This is a genomic window from Flavobacterium oreochromis, assembly GCF_019565455.1.
GTDB classification, from domain to species: Bacteria; Bacteroidota; Bacteroidia; order Flavobacteriales; family Flavobacteriaceae; genus Flavobacterium; species Flavobacterium oreochromis.
Genome location: NZ_CP067377.1, coordinates 1,624,242 through 1,638,987, shown reverse-complemented (window position 1 = coordinate 1,638,987; position 14,746 = coordinate 1,624,242). Strand labels below are relative to the sequence as shown.

Sequence of the window (14,746 nt, the reverse complement as noted above, 5' to 3'; positions counted from 1 at the left end):
AGGGGTTGTCAAGTAATTTAAGATTTATTTTTTTAAACCCTTTTTTACTTGAACACCCCTCAGAGGATTTCTAGGAAAAAACTTAGTTTTTAATAATATGTTTTGTAGCAATTCCTTTATTAATATCTTCTACTCTGAGTATATAAACTCCAGCATTAAGAAAACTTATGTTTATTTGTTTATTATTAGAATAGAAAATTTTTTGTCCTTGTAAATTAAATATTTCAACTGATTTTATGTCATTTTCAATATCAATATTTAAGATATTTTGTGTAGGTATGGGATATAATGTAGCTTTTATGCTATTATTATTAAAATCTGACGAAGAAAGTGAGGTATAACTTAAAGCGTTTTGATGCTGATCTTTGATTAGGTTTATCTCATATTCTTTTAAAACTCTATTATAGATAAACATTTTATCCATCAATAAATTTGCATTTTTAACACTCATAAAATTACCCATTGCATCAGTTCCGCTTCCTATAGTAAACTTATCATTAAATTTGTATAAATCTGCAGCTTGTGTAATATTTGATGAAGATTTTAAAATTCCATCTTCATAAACTGCAATATTGGTACTGGAAGCTAATTTTGAAAAAGTAATTGCATAATGTTTCCATAAACCTAGAAAGGAGCTGTTTCTTAAGTCTATTTCAGGCATACTAGTCGTAGCATTATAAGCTGCTGAAATTCTTAATGTTGATTGTCTTACTCTAAAATACTGAGAACCAAAAAGCTCATAACTTGTACTATACGCAGTTGTTGCTGGATATGGTCTAAATTCCCAAAAACAAATAGTATAATTCTGTTGACTTATAGCTGTATTTAAAGTTGTATTATAGGCTAAAGAGGTTCCATTAAATGATACAGCTTGACCTCCATCAATACTGGTCTTATATTCAAGAGTTCCACTAGGTTGAAGATTATGAATTCCGTCTAGACTATTTAAGTTATTTTCAAAATCATAAAATGCTACTAATCCATTATTTAAATCTGAGTTATATACGTATTCTTTACTAATTTGTTGAATTGTTAAACAGGTATTAAATATTTTTAGATCATCTATTCTAAATCCAACAGAATTAGAAGTGCTCACATTTTGTAAAAACTGACCTATTTTAAAGATTGTCCCTTGAGTATTTAAAGCTGCGCCATAATTAAATAAGAGTTTTGAATCTTTATAAACTTTTATTACGGAACCATCGTAGGTTACGGTTAGTAAATAAAAGGAATTCGTATCCATACCATCAGGATTTAGGGTCATTTGATTACCATTACCACCAAAAAAACTGGTAATATTTCCTCCATTTACTTTATCATGTTTTAAACCAAAACTCTGTGTAGAAGCTACAGATCCATAATGAAAAAAGGGATTTTCAACATTATTCATAGGAAATGAACTAACACGCATCATAATAGTTCTTGAATCATTTCCTTGTGGTAAATTGGGTAAATTTGCTTGTACGTTAAAAGCTCCGCTTATTTGCAGCCCTATTGAACCATTATAACTATTCAAATAAGTAGGATTTGTGGTACTGGCAACTCCTGGATTTCTGACAAAGCTGAATGTATTCGTTTTATCTGATAATGTATTATCAAAACTAAAATGATAAAGTGGTGTTTGTGCATTTGTAGCAAGCACAAGACTAAGAATTAAAAGTTGTATAATTTTTTTCATGGTATTTATTTTTTTGGACAAATGTAGAATAGGTAAAAAAATGGTATAAGATAGGTTTACCAAACCTGATTTTAAATTAACCAAAAGAGCTTTTCTGTTTTTCAAACTATTTCTGAAGCAATGTAAAATCATTGTTTTATTATTTTTTTTATAGTTGTATTTCCTGTTTGATCATGGATATAAATTATATATTCACCTGATTTTAAAGATGTCATATTTATTGTTTTTTGATTATCATATAGTACTTTTTGTCCTTGTAAATTGTAAACTTCTATTGCTTTAATTTCATGATTTATTGTTATATCTAGATTATCAACTACAGGACTAGGCGAAAGGCAAACATCTGTAACAAGATCTTCCTGAGTAATTTCGCTTAGTCTTTGATAACTTTTGTATTCATATGCTCCTCTATCTATTACTTGATTAACAATACGTTGATTACCTGCCTTATCTTTAGTAGGCATAGTTATTCCTGGAACTAAATTAGTTCCCGTATCATATACTGCAAAAGATGATTTTTTCAATGTAAAATCTCCATTTAGAGGATCTGTGAAGGGTTGATAATTCCCTACATAATTATTATTATAGGATGCGTTTAGTCTATAATTTTGCAAAATTGAATAATGGACATCTGGATATATAAGAACGGTTCCTATTGGATAATTAAAATCATCTACAAAAATATCATGCCCTAAAAAATCAAATGGGGTATTATTATTATGGAATATCGTATTATAAATACTGGCTAAAGATTCTCTAGCACAAATACCTCCTCCTCCTTTTTGAGCATAATTATTAGAAAACACACAATTTGTCATTTTAGGTTGTGATGAAAAAGAAAAAATACCACCTCCTTTACCTGTAGTAGAATTATTCCAAAAAACAGTATTAATTAATGTTAAAAAATTTCGAGGATTTGAACTTCTTCCTATATACATTCCTCCTCCTTCTTCTTCTGCCCAATTATTTCTAACGGTTACGTTTCTAATCGTATTTTTTGAGTCAAGAATATAAATTCCTCCTCCTCTTCTTCCATTTATAGTATATCCATCTACGATTGTATAATCATCATAACAAGATGCAACACCATTTGCAATGGTGAGACCATCAAGGGTTACATATCCTGAAAGAATAATGACATGATAAGCATTGTCTCTTGAGTAATTTTGATTTCCTAAATTGCCACTCAATATGCTTTCATTGGAAGTTATTGATAAATTTCGTTCTTCTAGACTTGCTTCTGTTCCTGCAAAACCTCCGTAAATATTCATCACTCCTCCTATTACAAAAGCGTTGTTTTGATTATTTGGTGTAATTGTACTTAAATCATCTGCTTTTCTATTGGGTTTATAAGTTCCTCCTGCAACCCAAATTTGAGAATAACATCTACTGTTTATAAGTGCTTGAAGATCTCCTGATGCGTCTGACCATGAAGTTCCACTTCCTGTGGCTCCCTCTTTTACATATCCAATTGCGCCATAAGTTTGAGCAATTATTATTGTATGAAAAAATAATGTACTGAAAAATAATATATGTCTAATTTTTTTATTTGTTTTCATTTGTTAGTAATAATATGATATTTTAGTTCTTTGATTTATTATATACTCTTATCATTTCCTCTTGTAGATTTGTAACATCTATTTGTTCTGGTGGTGTAATGCTATTAAATATAATTATTTCCCATAGTAGCCTTTAGTAGAAAGAGGAAACTGTATTCCTGTTTGAGTAATAAAGGCTATTTTTTTCCTGATTTCACCTCTATTATTTCTTAATGGATCATCTGAATATATTCTTCAGCTTGATTAATATAGAAGTACTTTCACTAATAAAAACATCATATTCCGCTTCGCACATATGATATTTTAAACTATCAAGTTGCTTATCTATTAAAACTATTAGAACTACATTATAAGCCTTTATCTTAATGAATTCAGATTTTTTTGTATTGAGTTAAGTATTTTATTCTGATCTACCTTTCTTAATTTTTGTTCATTTTTTATTTCTTTTCTATAATTACAGGAATAAAAAATTCCAATAAAAATGGTTACATAAAAAAAGACCAGAAAGATTTCTAATTTATTTTTGCTAAATAGTTTCATTTCTTAGGATGATATTAAAAAGGCTTCTAATTATATCTCTAAAAAGAGGCTGTCCTAAAAGTAAAAAATCAACACACAGTTTGTCACTCCTACTTACGTAGTAGTCTCATAATCATCACTATGCCATTTATCCCTTTGATCTAAATGACAAGATTGCGTACTTTTTGGACAGCTTTTTTCTTAAAAAAGTGAACTAACTATACTTATTCTATTTTTCTTCTATTCCTTTTTGATCAGTAGATAGACCTGAGGTTCTCCTGCTTTTAGTACGGAAGAATTATACAGATATTGTATTTTTAATTCATTACCAGTTAAGGATAGTATTTTTAGTTTGTATGAAAAATTTTCTAACTTTAATTCATTATTTTCGTAACCATAAGTAGTTTTATTAATCTCTGGCTGACAATTAGTCCGACTAAAGGTTTCTACATAAGAGTTATTAGCTTCTAAAAGTATATTATCTTTTAGGGAAATACATTGGTTAACATAATCCGAAACTTCTTCCTGTCCTTGCTTATTATAAGAAATCTTTTTAGAAAATTCCCACTTGCCTATTATTGTAGGTATAGGAGTATCTATTTGTTTTTCATCTTCTTTAGTACAAGCATTTAAGAGAATGATTAGGATAAACAAGGAGGCTGTTTTTAATATATTTTTCATTTGTTTTTATTTTAAAATTAATTTTTAGGCTTATACATCATTATTTTTTCACATGGAATAGGGTCTATTCCTGAATTAGCGTAATCAATTGGTGGTGCAACAAAATTTTCTTTTAGATCACCTGCTTTTGAATATGAATTTTGCTGTTCTATTTGCATATTCATAAATCCACAAGTTCCATCAGGTTTTTTAAATAAGGCAACAATAGACATTATTCTTGAGGTTAAGGTTTTTAGATATTCTCCATTACCGTTATGTAGGTTTTTATACTGAGGTATCCACTCACTAATAGGGTAGCCATAAATTGGGGTTTCTTTCCAATTATAATCCTCAACTCGTTTTTTTATTGCATCCATAATACTTTTTTGAGAAGGTGCTTGAGCTGGAGTCATTTTTTTAGGCAAAGAATTATCTGCTGTATAAGCTTCTTCTTTTTTCTTTTCTATTTCTTGAAAAATTTGTGCAATTTTTGCTGGGGGATAATTTTTAATTTTATCTTCTAGACCTGCTTTATAAAAGAATAAATACTGCTGTCCTTCAAATAAGTTATGACCATAAGGATTTCCTTCAGAAGCTGCATAAGGTTCGTCAGAGACATAAAAAGACCTGGTTCTAATTGTAATAATCCTTTTACTTCTCCTTTCTTTACACCATCAGCAGGATTTTTAGTACGATATTGTACGTAGGCAATATCAGGCATATAACATTCTCTATAATGTATAATTCCTTTGGATCGCATTTGTTGTAAAAGCATTGCTTTTGCTTTTCCGCCAATTCCTGAACTAATCCAACTTGTATATTGTGCATCTATAATAGGATTTCCATTTTTCTTTTGAAAATGGTATCGAGTATACATATTAGCTTTAAAATTAGAATCATCAAATTCTAAATAAATTTTCTTAACTGCTAATATTTTGTCATCAACTATATTTTTTATTCCTAATGGTACTGAAGCGTAATAAATCCCACTTGGGCCTTCTTTTTAAAAACTTGATTTTCTAAAAAAGAATCTGCAGCGTCTTCTTCTAAAGCTTTTAAATCTTTTTTATCTGGAGTAATAGCCTTTTTAGCATCATTTTCTGGTGATCCTAAAGCTTTTTCTGCAACCTTGTTTAAGAGTTTACCAAACTGAGCATAGGTTATAGACACGCTACTTATAGATAAGAGTAGCAACATCGTTTTAATTAATTTTGTATTCATAAGATATTTAATTTTATGAAACAAAGGTATTTTGATGACTAGTCTGTATTTTTTGAAAGTTTATAAAACCCTTTTTTGGGTTAACGAATAAAAAATGTTAACTACAAACCTCTTTTGGTTAACTGATAAAGCTGGATAATCTCAAAAAAATTATTTTTGCAAATATGCTGTACGTAAGATTATTCATTTTCCTTATTTTATTTTTTTCTGTATCCTTTAAGGCTCAAAATCCATTTTATTATAAAATTGATCAGGCTAAAGGATTACCTTCTAATAGCGTATATGATATTTTTGAAGACAGAAAGGGGTTTATGTGGTTTGCTACTAATAAGGGGCTTTGTAAATATGATGGTAAATATTTTTTAACTTATACGAATGAAAATCAGACTTCTGTTGCGGGTTCTTGTATACAAGAGGATTTTTATGGTAGAGTATGGTATAGCAATTTTGATGGTTATTTATATTATGTTGAAAAGAACCAATTAAAATCTTTAAATAATACTAATACAATTGGTTTTGTAAAGTTTGGATTGACAAAAAAACATCTTATTGTCTTAGAACAAAATCATATTGTCTTTTATAATTTAAAAAATTTAAGCATTTATAAAAAAATTGCTTTTAACACAAAAAAGCTATTTGCTACTCATTTTTCAAATTCTAACTTCTATCTTTTAGGAGATGATTTTACTACAATTTCTCCTGATTTGTCTATTAATCATTTTGCTATTCCTAAAGAAGTGAGTCAAAATTACCCTGCTCCTATTTTACAAGAAAGTAATAATGGATTATTATTAGTTTCTAAATATGCTAATTACTTTTTCGAGATCAGACAAAATAAATTTTATAAAAGAAAAATAAGTGGTCATTTTACGTTTATTCAAAATTTAGCATATGATAAAAAATGCAATTGGATTTGCACCACTCAAGGTGTTATAAAATACACAAAAAACGACATTAATACTAAAAATAGTTATTTAACTGATTTTAATATTTCGTATGTTTTTAAGGATCATGAAGATAACTATTGGTTTTCTACCATTAGTGATGGTCTTCTTTTAGTTCCTAACCTTCGGAACAATTTTATTCCTTTTAATAAAAAACCGTTAACACTTTCTACTAATGGTCTTTCTATTTTTATCGGCTGTACTGATGATAAACTATACAGAAGTGACTTAAACTTAAGAATATTTAAAAAAATATTTGATGGAGGTAGTAATCATGAAATCTATTTTTTATCATCTGATTTAAAAAATTTATATTTTACTTCCAATACTTTTAAAAAAATTAGCTTACAAAATGCTCTAAAAGAAGAAAATATAATTGCATTAAAAGATGCTCAAAAACTGAATGAGAAATATTATGTTTTTGCCGCAAGTGGTGTTTGTGGATTAATTAAAAATACAAATAATAAGGATCAATGGGATGTTTGGGCTAAAGATAAAACAGAAACAATCATTCCTATTATAAACGGTATCCAAGGTAAATCAGCTACTTATAATCCTTTTAATAACACTATTTACTATGCCACTAATAATGGTTTATTTGCTGTTACTAAAAATAAAATTTTTGAAATAAAGACAAAAAATAAAAAGTTATTTTTTTCCAAAATAAAAAACATAGGAGATAAAACGTATGCAATAACGAGTACTGAAAAATTATATTCAATAGAACCTAATAATCACGTAAAAGAAATAATTATTCGAGAAAATATAAACAACGAATCAATTAATAAAGTTAAATTTTCAAATTCAAAACTGTATATTATTACATCCTTTAGTCTTTATTCATTTGATTTAAAAAACAATAGCACAAAAAAATAATTTCAATATCTCCAGAACATGAGATTTCAGATATAATTGAATATAACAATACCTTAATAGGGGTAACTCGAAAAGGATTTCTCTCTATTCCTATAGAAAAAGCAAAGGAAATTTCACCTGCTAAGTTTATTATAAACTCTGCTCAAGTAAATGGAAAAAATATAGCCATTAATAAACTAAATAGCTTACATCATACACAAAATAATATTATGCTGAACTATTCTATATTATCATATATACCTAATCAAAAAAATAAATTATACTATTCTATAGATAATTCTACATGGATTTTAGCGGATGAAGATGCACGAAATTTATCTCTAAATACCCTTTCATCTGGCAAACATGAGCTAAAGTTTCAAACGGTAATTAATAATAAAAAATCTTCTATTACTGAATTAATCATAAATATTAGTAAACCTTTTTGGTTATCCTATTCCTTCATATGTTTAATTCTTATCATTTTTATAAGCTTAATTTATTCTTTTTTTAAATGGCAACTAGCTAAAATAAAGAAAAGAAACCAACTGCTGTTAGATAAAATTAACTTGGAAAAAAATGTAAATCAATCCAAACTCAAAGCATTAAAATCGCAAATGAACCCTCATTTTTTCTTTAATGCATTAAATACTTTACAGTCTTACATTGTTGCTAACGAAAAGAAAGAAGCAATAGAATACTTATCAAAGTTTTCCAATTTGACACGTACAATTTTAGAAATGACAGAAAAAGACTGGATAACTATAGCTGATGAAATTAAAACATTACGATTATATTTAGAAATTGAAAAAGCTCGTTTTGAAGAGGATTTTTTATTTTCAATTAAAAGAGAATCAGCACTAGATATAGATACATATAAAATTCCATCTATGCTTCTGCAACCTTATGTAGAAAATGCTGTAAAACATGGACTATTACACAAACCTGGAAGAAAAGAATTACAAATACATTTTACTTTACAAAATAACAGTTTAAAAATTTTAATCGATGATAACGGAATTGGAAGAAAAAAAAGCCATGAACTAAATGAAATTAAAAATAAAAAACATCAATCATTTGCTACTAACGCTTTACAGAATCGAATAAATCTATTAAACGAATACAATCAAAAAAACATTTCAATCGAAATTATAGATAAGTTAACGGAACACCAATTGCCAAATGGCACCCTTGTAATCATTCAAATACCTTTAGAACATGATTAATGCAATTATTATAGATGATGAAAAAAGAGCTCGATTGAATCTATCAATTTTGATAAAAGAATATTGTCCTCAAATAAACATAATAGCTGAATGTGAGAATTTACCTGAAGGTGTAAAATCTATTCGAAAAAACAAACCAGATCTAATTTTTTTAGACATAGAAATGCCTGGACATAGCGGACTTGAATTATTGGATTTTTTTGATGAAAACGAAATAAATTTTAAAATTATTTTTACAACTGCTTATCAGGAATATGCCATACAAGCATTTAAATTTTCAGCTATAGATTATCTTCTTAAACCAATAAATCCAGAGGAATTAATAGCGGCAGCAACTCGTTTTTCTAAAGAAAAAGAAAAAATAGATAAATATGCCATTTTAAAAGAAAATTTAAAAGATGAAACTTTTAGAAAAATAGCGGTTCCATCAGGTAATAGTTTAGTTTTTATAGAAGTTAATGATATTTTATTTATAAAAGGAGAAGGTGCTTATTCTGAAATACATTTTAGAAATAATGAAAAATTACTAGTAAGCCGAAATCTTAAAAACTTTGAAGATATTATTTGTGAGCAAAGAAATTTTATTCGCATTCACAAATCTTTTATCCTAAATACTCACTATATAAAATCATACAATAAGTCTGATGGAGGGAGTATTGAAATTCAAAATGGTTTGCATCTACCCATTGGAACTGATAAGATACAAACCATTTTAGAAACTATAGAAATCATTAAACGTTAATATATAGAAAACCCCATAGTTGTTAAATCATTCCAAAAATCTGGATACGATTTACTTACAACCTCAGCATCTTCTATAATAATTGGCACCCGAAGTGCAAGAGGCGTAAAAGCCATAGCCATTCTATGGTCTTGATACGTTTTAATGGTTATATTTTGTTTTATGAAAGTAGAAGGCTGTAAGTGTAATGATTCGTTAGTTACTAAAATTTCAGCTCCTAATTTAATCAACTCCTTTTTTAAAGCTTCTAAACGATCCGTTTCTTTAATCTTTAGTGTATGCAAACCATATAAATTACAACTTAACCCTAATCCAAAACAGGTGACAGCTATCGTTTGAGCTATATCAGGCGATTCATTTAATTGACAATTTAAAGTAGATAATTTAAAATTCTCTTTTTTTGATATTGTAATTGTATTATCAGAATTAAAAATAGTTTGAACACCAAAATCACGATAAATTTCAGATAAAATAGCATCGCCTTGTAAACTGTTTTTTTATAGTTTAAAAGTGTTACATCTGTATCAACTTGAGAAAGTGCTATAATCGAATACCAATAAGAAGCTGATGACCAATCAGATTCGATTGTAAATTGTGAGTTAAGGATTGAAGGTTGTGAACATACATTGATAATATTATGATCAAAAGAAGTTTGTATCCCTAATTCGTTTAGCAAAGCTAAAGTCATTTTAATATAAGGAATAGATGTTATTTCGCCTTCTAAAGTTAATTCCAATCCATTTTCTAATTTTGGTGCAATTAATAACAAGGCTGAAATATATTGGCTACTTACATTAGCTGGCAGACTAACTTTACATTTATTAAGTTTTTTGCCTTTTATTCGTAATGGAGGAAACCCTACTTCCTCCTCATAAAGAATTTCAGCACCTAATTGATTTAACGCTTCTACTAAAATCTGAATTGGACGCTCTTTCATTCTAGGCGAACCTGTTAGAACAACTTCTGCTCCTTCTTGAATAGCAAAAAAAGCGGTTAGAAAACGCATAGCAGTTCCAGCATGATGAACATCATAAGTATCTATATCATACTTAAAATTTAACACATCTAGTTTCTGCTTAAACTTAGCTAAAATATCTTGCATTACATCAGAATCATCCGAGTTTGAGATATTTTCTATTTCAATTTCTGGATACAAAGCTTGCAATAACAATAACCGATTCGTTTCAGACTTACTTCCTGTTATCTTAAGTTTTAACTTTTGACTTTTAACTTTTGACTTTTTTAATCCAAGATTCACAATTACTTTAATTTTTCATTATTATGATGACGATCATGATCACGTTTTGTTTTTATATCCATTTTTTTATCAAAAGCTGCCTGTAAATCAACACCTGTTTGATTGGCTAAACACAAAACAACAAAAACAACATCTGCTAATTCTTCGCCAAGATCTTTGTTTTTATCACTTTCTTTTTCAGATTGTTCTCCATAACGACGAGCTATAATACGAGCTACTTCGCCTACTTCTTCTGTAAGCTGTGCCATATTAGTCAATTCATTAAAATAACGAACTCCGTGATTTTTTATCCAATTATCTACTTCTTGTTGAGCGTTTTTTAAATCCATTATTCTTTATTTTTAGTATCTATGATTATAGTTACAGGTCCATCATTAATTAGAGCTACTTTCATATCTGCTCCAAACTGACCTGTTTGTATTAATTTTCCTAAATCTATTTCTATTTGTTTTACAAAAGCGTTGTACAGAGGAATAGCTACATCAGGTTTTGATGCTTTTATGTAACTTGGTCTATTCCCTTTTTTAGTTTGAGCATGTAATGTGAATTGACTTACCACAATTATGTCTCCCTTCACTTCCTTTACAGAACAGTTCATTACGTGATTTTCATCTCCAAAAATCCGAAGATTAACTATTTTAGATGTTAACCATTTTATATCCTCTTGTGAATCTAAATCTTCGATACCTACTAAAACTAAAAGTCCTTTATTAATTTTAGCAACCATTTTGTTTTCAATTGTTACAGATGCTTCCGAAACTCTTTGTATAATGGCTCTCATTTTAATTATGAATGATGATTTTAAATATTTGTTTTTCTATTAATCCTCTCTTTTCATACAAGATTTTTTAATCTCATTTTTAATGATAATTACTATTCTTATTTTAGCTTTATTACCTATTCTTCGGTATTATTTTTATAGATATCATTACGATAATTTTCATCATCTCCTTCTAAAATTTGTAAATATGAATTATATCTTGACCATGCTATCTGATCAGCATCTAACGCATCTTTTACAGCACAATGTGGTTCTTCTTTATGTAAACAGTTGTTAAATTTACATTGATTCTTTAAAGCAAAGAATTCTGGGAAATAATCGCCAATTTCTTGTTTTTCCATATCAACCACTCCAAAACCACGAATCCCCGGCGTGTCTATAATCTTAGCACCAAAACTTAAATCAAACATTTCTGCAAATGTTGTCGTATGTTGCCCTTGCTGATGTTGTTCTGAAATCTCTTTTGTTTTTAGATTTAAAGTAGGTTCTAAAGCATTAACTAAAGTTGATTTACCTACTCCTGAATGCCCGGAAAACATTGAAACTCTATCTTTCATGAGTAATTTTAAATCTTCAATTCCTTTTCCTTCTTTAGCAGAAACTCGTAAACATTGATATCCTATGGTAGAATATACATATTGTAAAAACAATTGATCATCTAATGCTGCTTCATCATATGTGTCAATTTTATTAAAAATTAAAATAGCCTCAATACCGTAAGCTTCAGCCGTTACTAAGAATCGATCAATAAAACTGGTTGTTGTTACAGGATTATTAATTGTAACCAATAAGAAAACAACGTTAATATTAGAAGCAATAATATGAGTTTGTTTTGATAGATTAACAGATTTACGAACTATATAATTCTTTCTATCATGAATATTCGTTATAACTCCAACGGTTTGATCCGCAGAGGTATCTAATTCATAATCTACCACATCTCCTACTGCTATAGGATTGGTACTTTTGATTCCTTTAATACGAAATTTTCCTTTAATACGGCATTCTAAAAATTGATTTTCTTCTGTTTTCACAGTATACCAACTTCCAGTAGATTTATAAACAATTCCTGTCATTTAAATGAATGGTTGAGGATTAACGAATTTAGATTTAAAACTCTTGCAAATGTAGGTAAATCAAAAATCAAAATTTACTAATCCTCTTTCTAATTATGTTATGATTTATATACTTTCTCTTGGTGAGCAATACTTTCTTGGTGAATCGTTTTAAATATTTTTAGTATAAATTCTTCACTTAAACCCTTTGCTTCTCCATCAGTAATTATCTTTTCAAGAATTTCATTCCAACGGCTATTTTGTAAAATCGCGACATTTTTTTCTTTTTAAGTAAACCTATCTGATCAGCTATTTTCATACGTTTACCTAAGATTTCTAATAACTTTTCATCAAAATCATCAATTTGAGTTCTAAGTTTAGAAATACGTTGATGATAATCATCTGAATTTTCATCTATTTTACGGACTCTTAAATCTAAGAACATCTGTTTTAATGTTGGAGGTGTTACTTGTTGTGGTGCATCACTCCATGCTTGATCGGGATTACAATGTGTTTCAATCATTAATCCATCAAAATTCATATCAAGTGCTTGCTGAGAAACTTCCTGAATCATATCTCGTTTTCCTGTAATATGAGACGGATCACAAATAATGACTAATTCTGGAAACTTATTTTGTAAATCAATTGCTATTTGCCATTCTGGATTATTACGATATTTTGTTTTTTTCATAAGTAGAAAATCCTCTGTGTATAACGCCTATTTTCTTTATTCCTGCCTGGTATAATCGTTCTAAACCTCCTATCCAAAGAGATAAATCAGGGTTAACTGGGTTTTTGAGTAATACGATTTTGTCTGTATTTTGTAAAGCATCTGCTATTTCTTGAACTGCAAAAGGATTAACAGTTGTTCTGGCTCCTATCCAAAGCAGATCTACATCGTATTCTAAAGCTAATTTTACATGTTGAGCGGTTGCTACCTCAGTTGCTATTAGTATTCCTGTTTCTTCTTTAGCTCTTTTTAACCATTTTAGTCCTATTTCGCCTACCCCTTCAAAACCTCCTGGTCTTGTACGAGGTTTCCATATACCTGCTCTAAAAATACTTACATCACTATTTTTTAGTTCATGGGCTACAGTTAAAATTTGCTCTTCTGTTTCTGCACTACAAGGTCCAGCAATTACAAGGGGATGATTTAGTTTTAAATCATCAAACCATTTTCTGTTTTCTTTTTTTATTTCCATTATACGTCCATTAAAATTAAATCCTGATCATATTTATTTTCATTTATAGGCATATGGCCTGATTGATACTCTCCTAAAAGTTTAAAATGAGTAGTCATGAGTTCTAAAATACTTTTTGCTTTTTCAAAATAATTGTATTCCTCAAAAACGACATCAACAAAGAAAGAGTACTGAAAAGGTTTTTCTACAATTGGCATTGATTGTATTTTTGTTAAATTCAATTTACAATTATTCATAACATTTAAAACTGTTGCTAAACCTCCTGGTCTGTTATCTAATTCAAATTTTACAGAAGCTTTATTAACCTTATTTCGTGTTGTATTAGAGTTTGCTTTTTCTAAAATCATAAAACGAGTAATACTACTTTCTACTGATTGTACTTCTCTTGCTAAAATTTCTAAATCATATACTTCAGACGCAATTGGCCCTGCTAAAGCAGCAATTCCTTTTAATTTTTCTTCCTTTATTTTTTTTGCAGTAATAGCTGTATCAGAACTTTCTATTACTTTAATATGTTTATATTTTTCTAAAAACTTAGCACATTGTAATAAAGCAATGGGATGAGAATGTACTTCTTTTATATCTTCAATTTGTTGTCCTGGAAAAGCCATTAGGTTAAGGCTTATTTTTAAAAAATACTCTCCTAATACATTAAGTTGATTTTCATCTATCAAAGCATAATTAGGGATTAAACTACCTGCTATAGAGTTTTCTATTGCCATTACACCATAATTAACCTTTCCTTTTTTTAAGAGTTTAGCCACCTCTTTAAAAGTCTTACACTCAACCACTTCAATATTTGTTCCAAAATAATTTTGGGCAACCTGCTGATGGAATGATCCTCTGATACCTTGAATAGCGACTGTAATTTTCATATACTTTTGATAAAATTAATAAAAAAAAATCCCGAAGTGAAAACTTCGGGATTGTATAGTATTGTAAATCTAAACTTATTCAGTTAACACCATAACAACCCCGCTTCTTTCCAAAAGAAGTAATAAAAGAAGTTGTTATATAATGTTACCAAATGGTTCATACGTTTTTTT

General features: G+C 28.6%; 13 protein-coding genes and 2 pseudogenes. 3 read left to right on the top strand and 12 right to left on the bottom strand.

All coding sequences use genetic code 11. The features are described from left to right. Positions 1–82 precede the first annotated feature (82 nt). The 6 genes from JJC03_RS07835 to JJC03_RS07810 form a co-directional block, all read right to left on the bottom strand. On the bottom strand, positions 83–1,678 hold the full coding sequence (locus JJC03_RS07835; RefSeq protein ID WP_165624270.1) for a LamG-like jellyroll fold domain-containing protein: 1,596 nt from the start codon (positions 1,676–1,678) through the stop codon (positions 83–85). 128 nt (positions 1,679–1,806) lie between these two features. Continuing rightward, complete coding sequence (locus JJC03_RS07830) at positions 1,807–3,237, bottom strand: T9SS type A sorting domain-containing protein (RefSeq protein ID WP_088398254.1); 1,431 nt, start codon at positions 3,235–3,237, stop codon at positions 1,807–1,809. 759 nt (positions 3,238–3,996) lie between these two features. Further along, entirely contained in the window at positions 3,997–4,437 is a 441-nt protein-coding gene (locus JJC03_RS07825; protein ID WP_088398253.1) for a lipocalin family protein, read from the bottom strand. A 17-nt stretch (positions 4,438–4,454) separates the two neighbouring features. Continuing rightward, positions 4,455–4,829 (bottom strand): hypothetical protein, encoded by a 375-nt coding sequence (locus JJC03_RS07820; RefSeq protein ID WP_235874285.1) that lies wholly within the window; start codon positions 4,827–4,829, stop codon positions 4,455–4,457. A gap of 107 nt (positions 4,830–4,936) precedes the next feature. After that, positions 4,937–5,293, bottom strand: a complete 357-nt coding sequence (locus JJC03_RS07815) for a hypothetical protein (RefSeq protein ID WP_235874284.1) — start codon at positions 5,291–5,293, stop codon at positions 4,937–4,939. Positions 5,294–5,376: 83 nt separating this feature from the next. Beyond that, complete coding sequence (locus JJC03_RS07810; protein WP_235874283.1) at positions 5,377–5,637, bottom strand: hypothetical protein; 261 nt, start codon at positions 5,635–5,637, stop codon at positions 5,377–5,379. Between the two features lie 164 nt (positions 5,638–5,801). On the opposite strand from JJC03_RS07810, the gene JJC03_RS07805 reads away from it, so the two are divergent. From JJC03_RS07805 to JJC03_RS07795, 3 genes are all read left to right on the top strand, one after another. After that, positions 5,802–7,457: a two-component regulator propeller domain-containing protein gene (locus JJC03_RS07805; RefSeq protein ID WP_235874282.1), complete on the top strand. Its 1,656-nt coding sequence runs from the start codon at positions 5,802–5,804 to the stop codon at positions 7,455–7,457. 209 nt (positions 7,458–7,666) lie between these two features. Further along, positions 7,667–8,662 (top strand): sensor histidine kinase, encoded by a 996-nt coding sequence (locus JJC03_RS07800; RefSeq protein ID WP_235874281.1) that lies wholly within the window; start codon positions 7,667–7,669, stop codon positions 8,660–8,662. Then, on the top strand, positions 8,655–9,404 hold the full coding sequence (locus JJC03_RS07795; protein WP_235874280.1) for a LytR/AlgR family response regulator transcription factor: 750 nt from the start codon (positions 8,655–8,657) through the stop codon (positions 9,402–9,404). The genes JJC03_RS07800 and JJC03_RS07795 overlap by 8 nt, the downstream gene beginning before the upstream one ends. On the opposite strand, the pseudogene aroA reads toward JJC03_RS07795, so the two are convergent. The 6 genes and pseudogenes from aroA to JJC03_RS07765 all read right to left on the bottom strand — a co-directional run bounded on the left by aroA (position 9,401) and on the right by JJC03_RS07765 (position 14,575). Then, positions 9,401–10,662: pseudogene (gene aroA, locus JJC03_RS07790) on the bottom strand (3-phosphoshikimate 1-carboxyvinyltransferase). The gene JJC03_RS07795 and the pseudogene aroA sit on opposite strands and share 4 nt — an antisense overlap. Before the next feature lie 2 nt (positions 10,663–10,664). Then, positions 10,665–10,991, bottom strand: a complete 327-nt coding sequence (locus tag JJC03_RS07785; RefSeq protein ID WP_088398248.1) for a nucleotide pyrophosphohydrolase — start codon at positions 10,989–10,991, stop codon at positions 10,665–10,667. Further along, positions 10,991–11,443 carry a D-aminoacyl-tRNA deacylase gene (dtd, locus tag JJC03_RS07780; protein ID WP_088398247.1) on the bottom strand — a complete coding sequence of 151 codons (453 nt, stop codon included), beginning with the start codon at positions 11,441–11,443 and terminating at the stop codon, positions 10,991–10,993. The genes JJC03_RS07785 and dtd overlap by 1 nt, the downstream gene beginning before the upstream one ends. A gap of 116 nt (positions 11,444–11,559) precedes the next feature. After that, positions 11,560–12,519, bottom strand: a complete 960-nt coding sequence (gene rsgA, locus JJC03_RS07775) for a ribosome small subunit-dependent GTPase A (protein WP_088398246.1) — start codon at positions 12,517–12,519, stop codon at positions 11,560–11,562. A gap of 98 nt (positions 12,520–12,617) precedes the next feature. Further along, a pseudogene (locus tag JJC03_RS07770) lies at positions 12,618–13,700 on the bottom strand (chorismate mutase). Further along, positions 13,700–14,575, bottom strand: coding sequence for a prephenate dehydratase (locus JJC03_RS07765; RefSeq protein ID WP_235874279.1), 876 nt, complete (start codon positions 14,573–14,575; stop codon positions 13,700–13,702). The pseudogene JJC03_RS07770 and the gene JJC03_RS07765 overlap by 1 nt, the downstream one beginning before the upstream one ends. Positions 14,576–14,746: the final 171 nt, after the last annotated feature.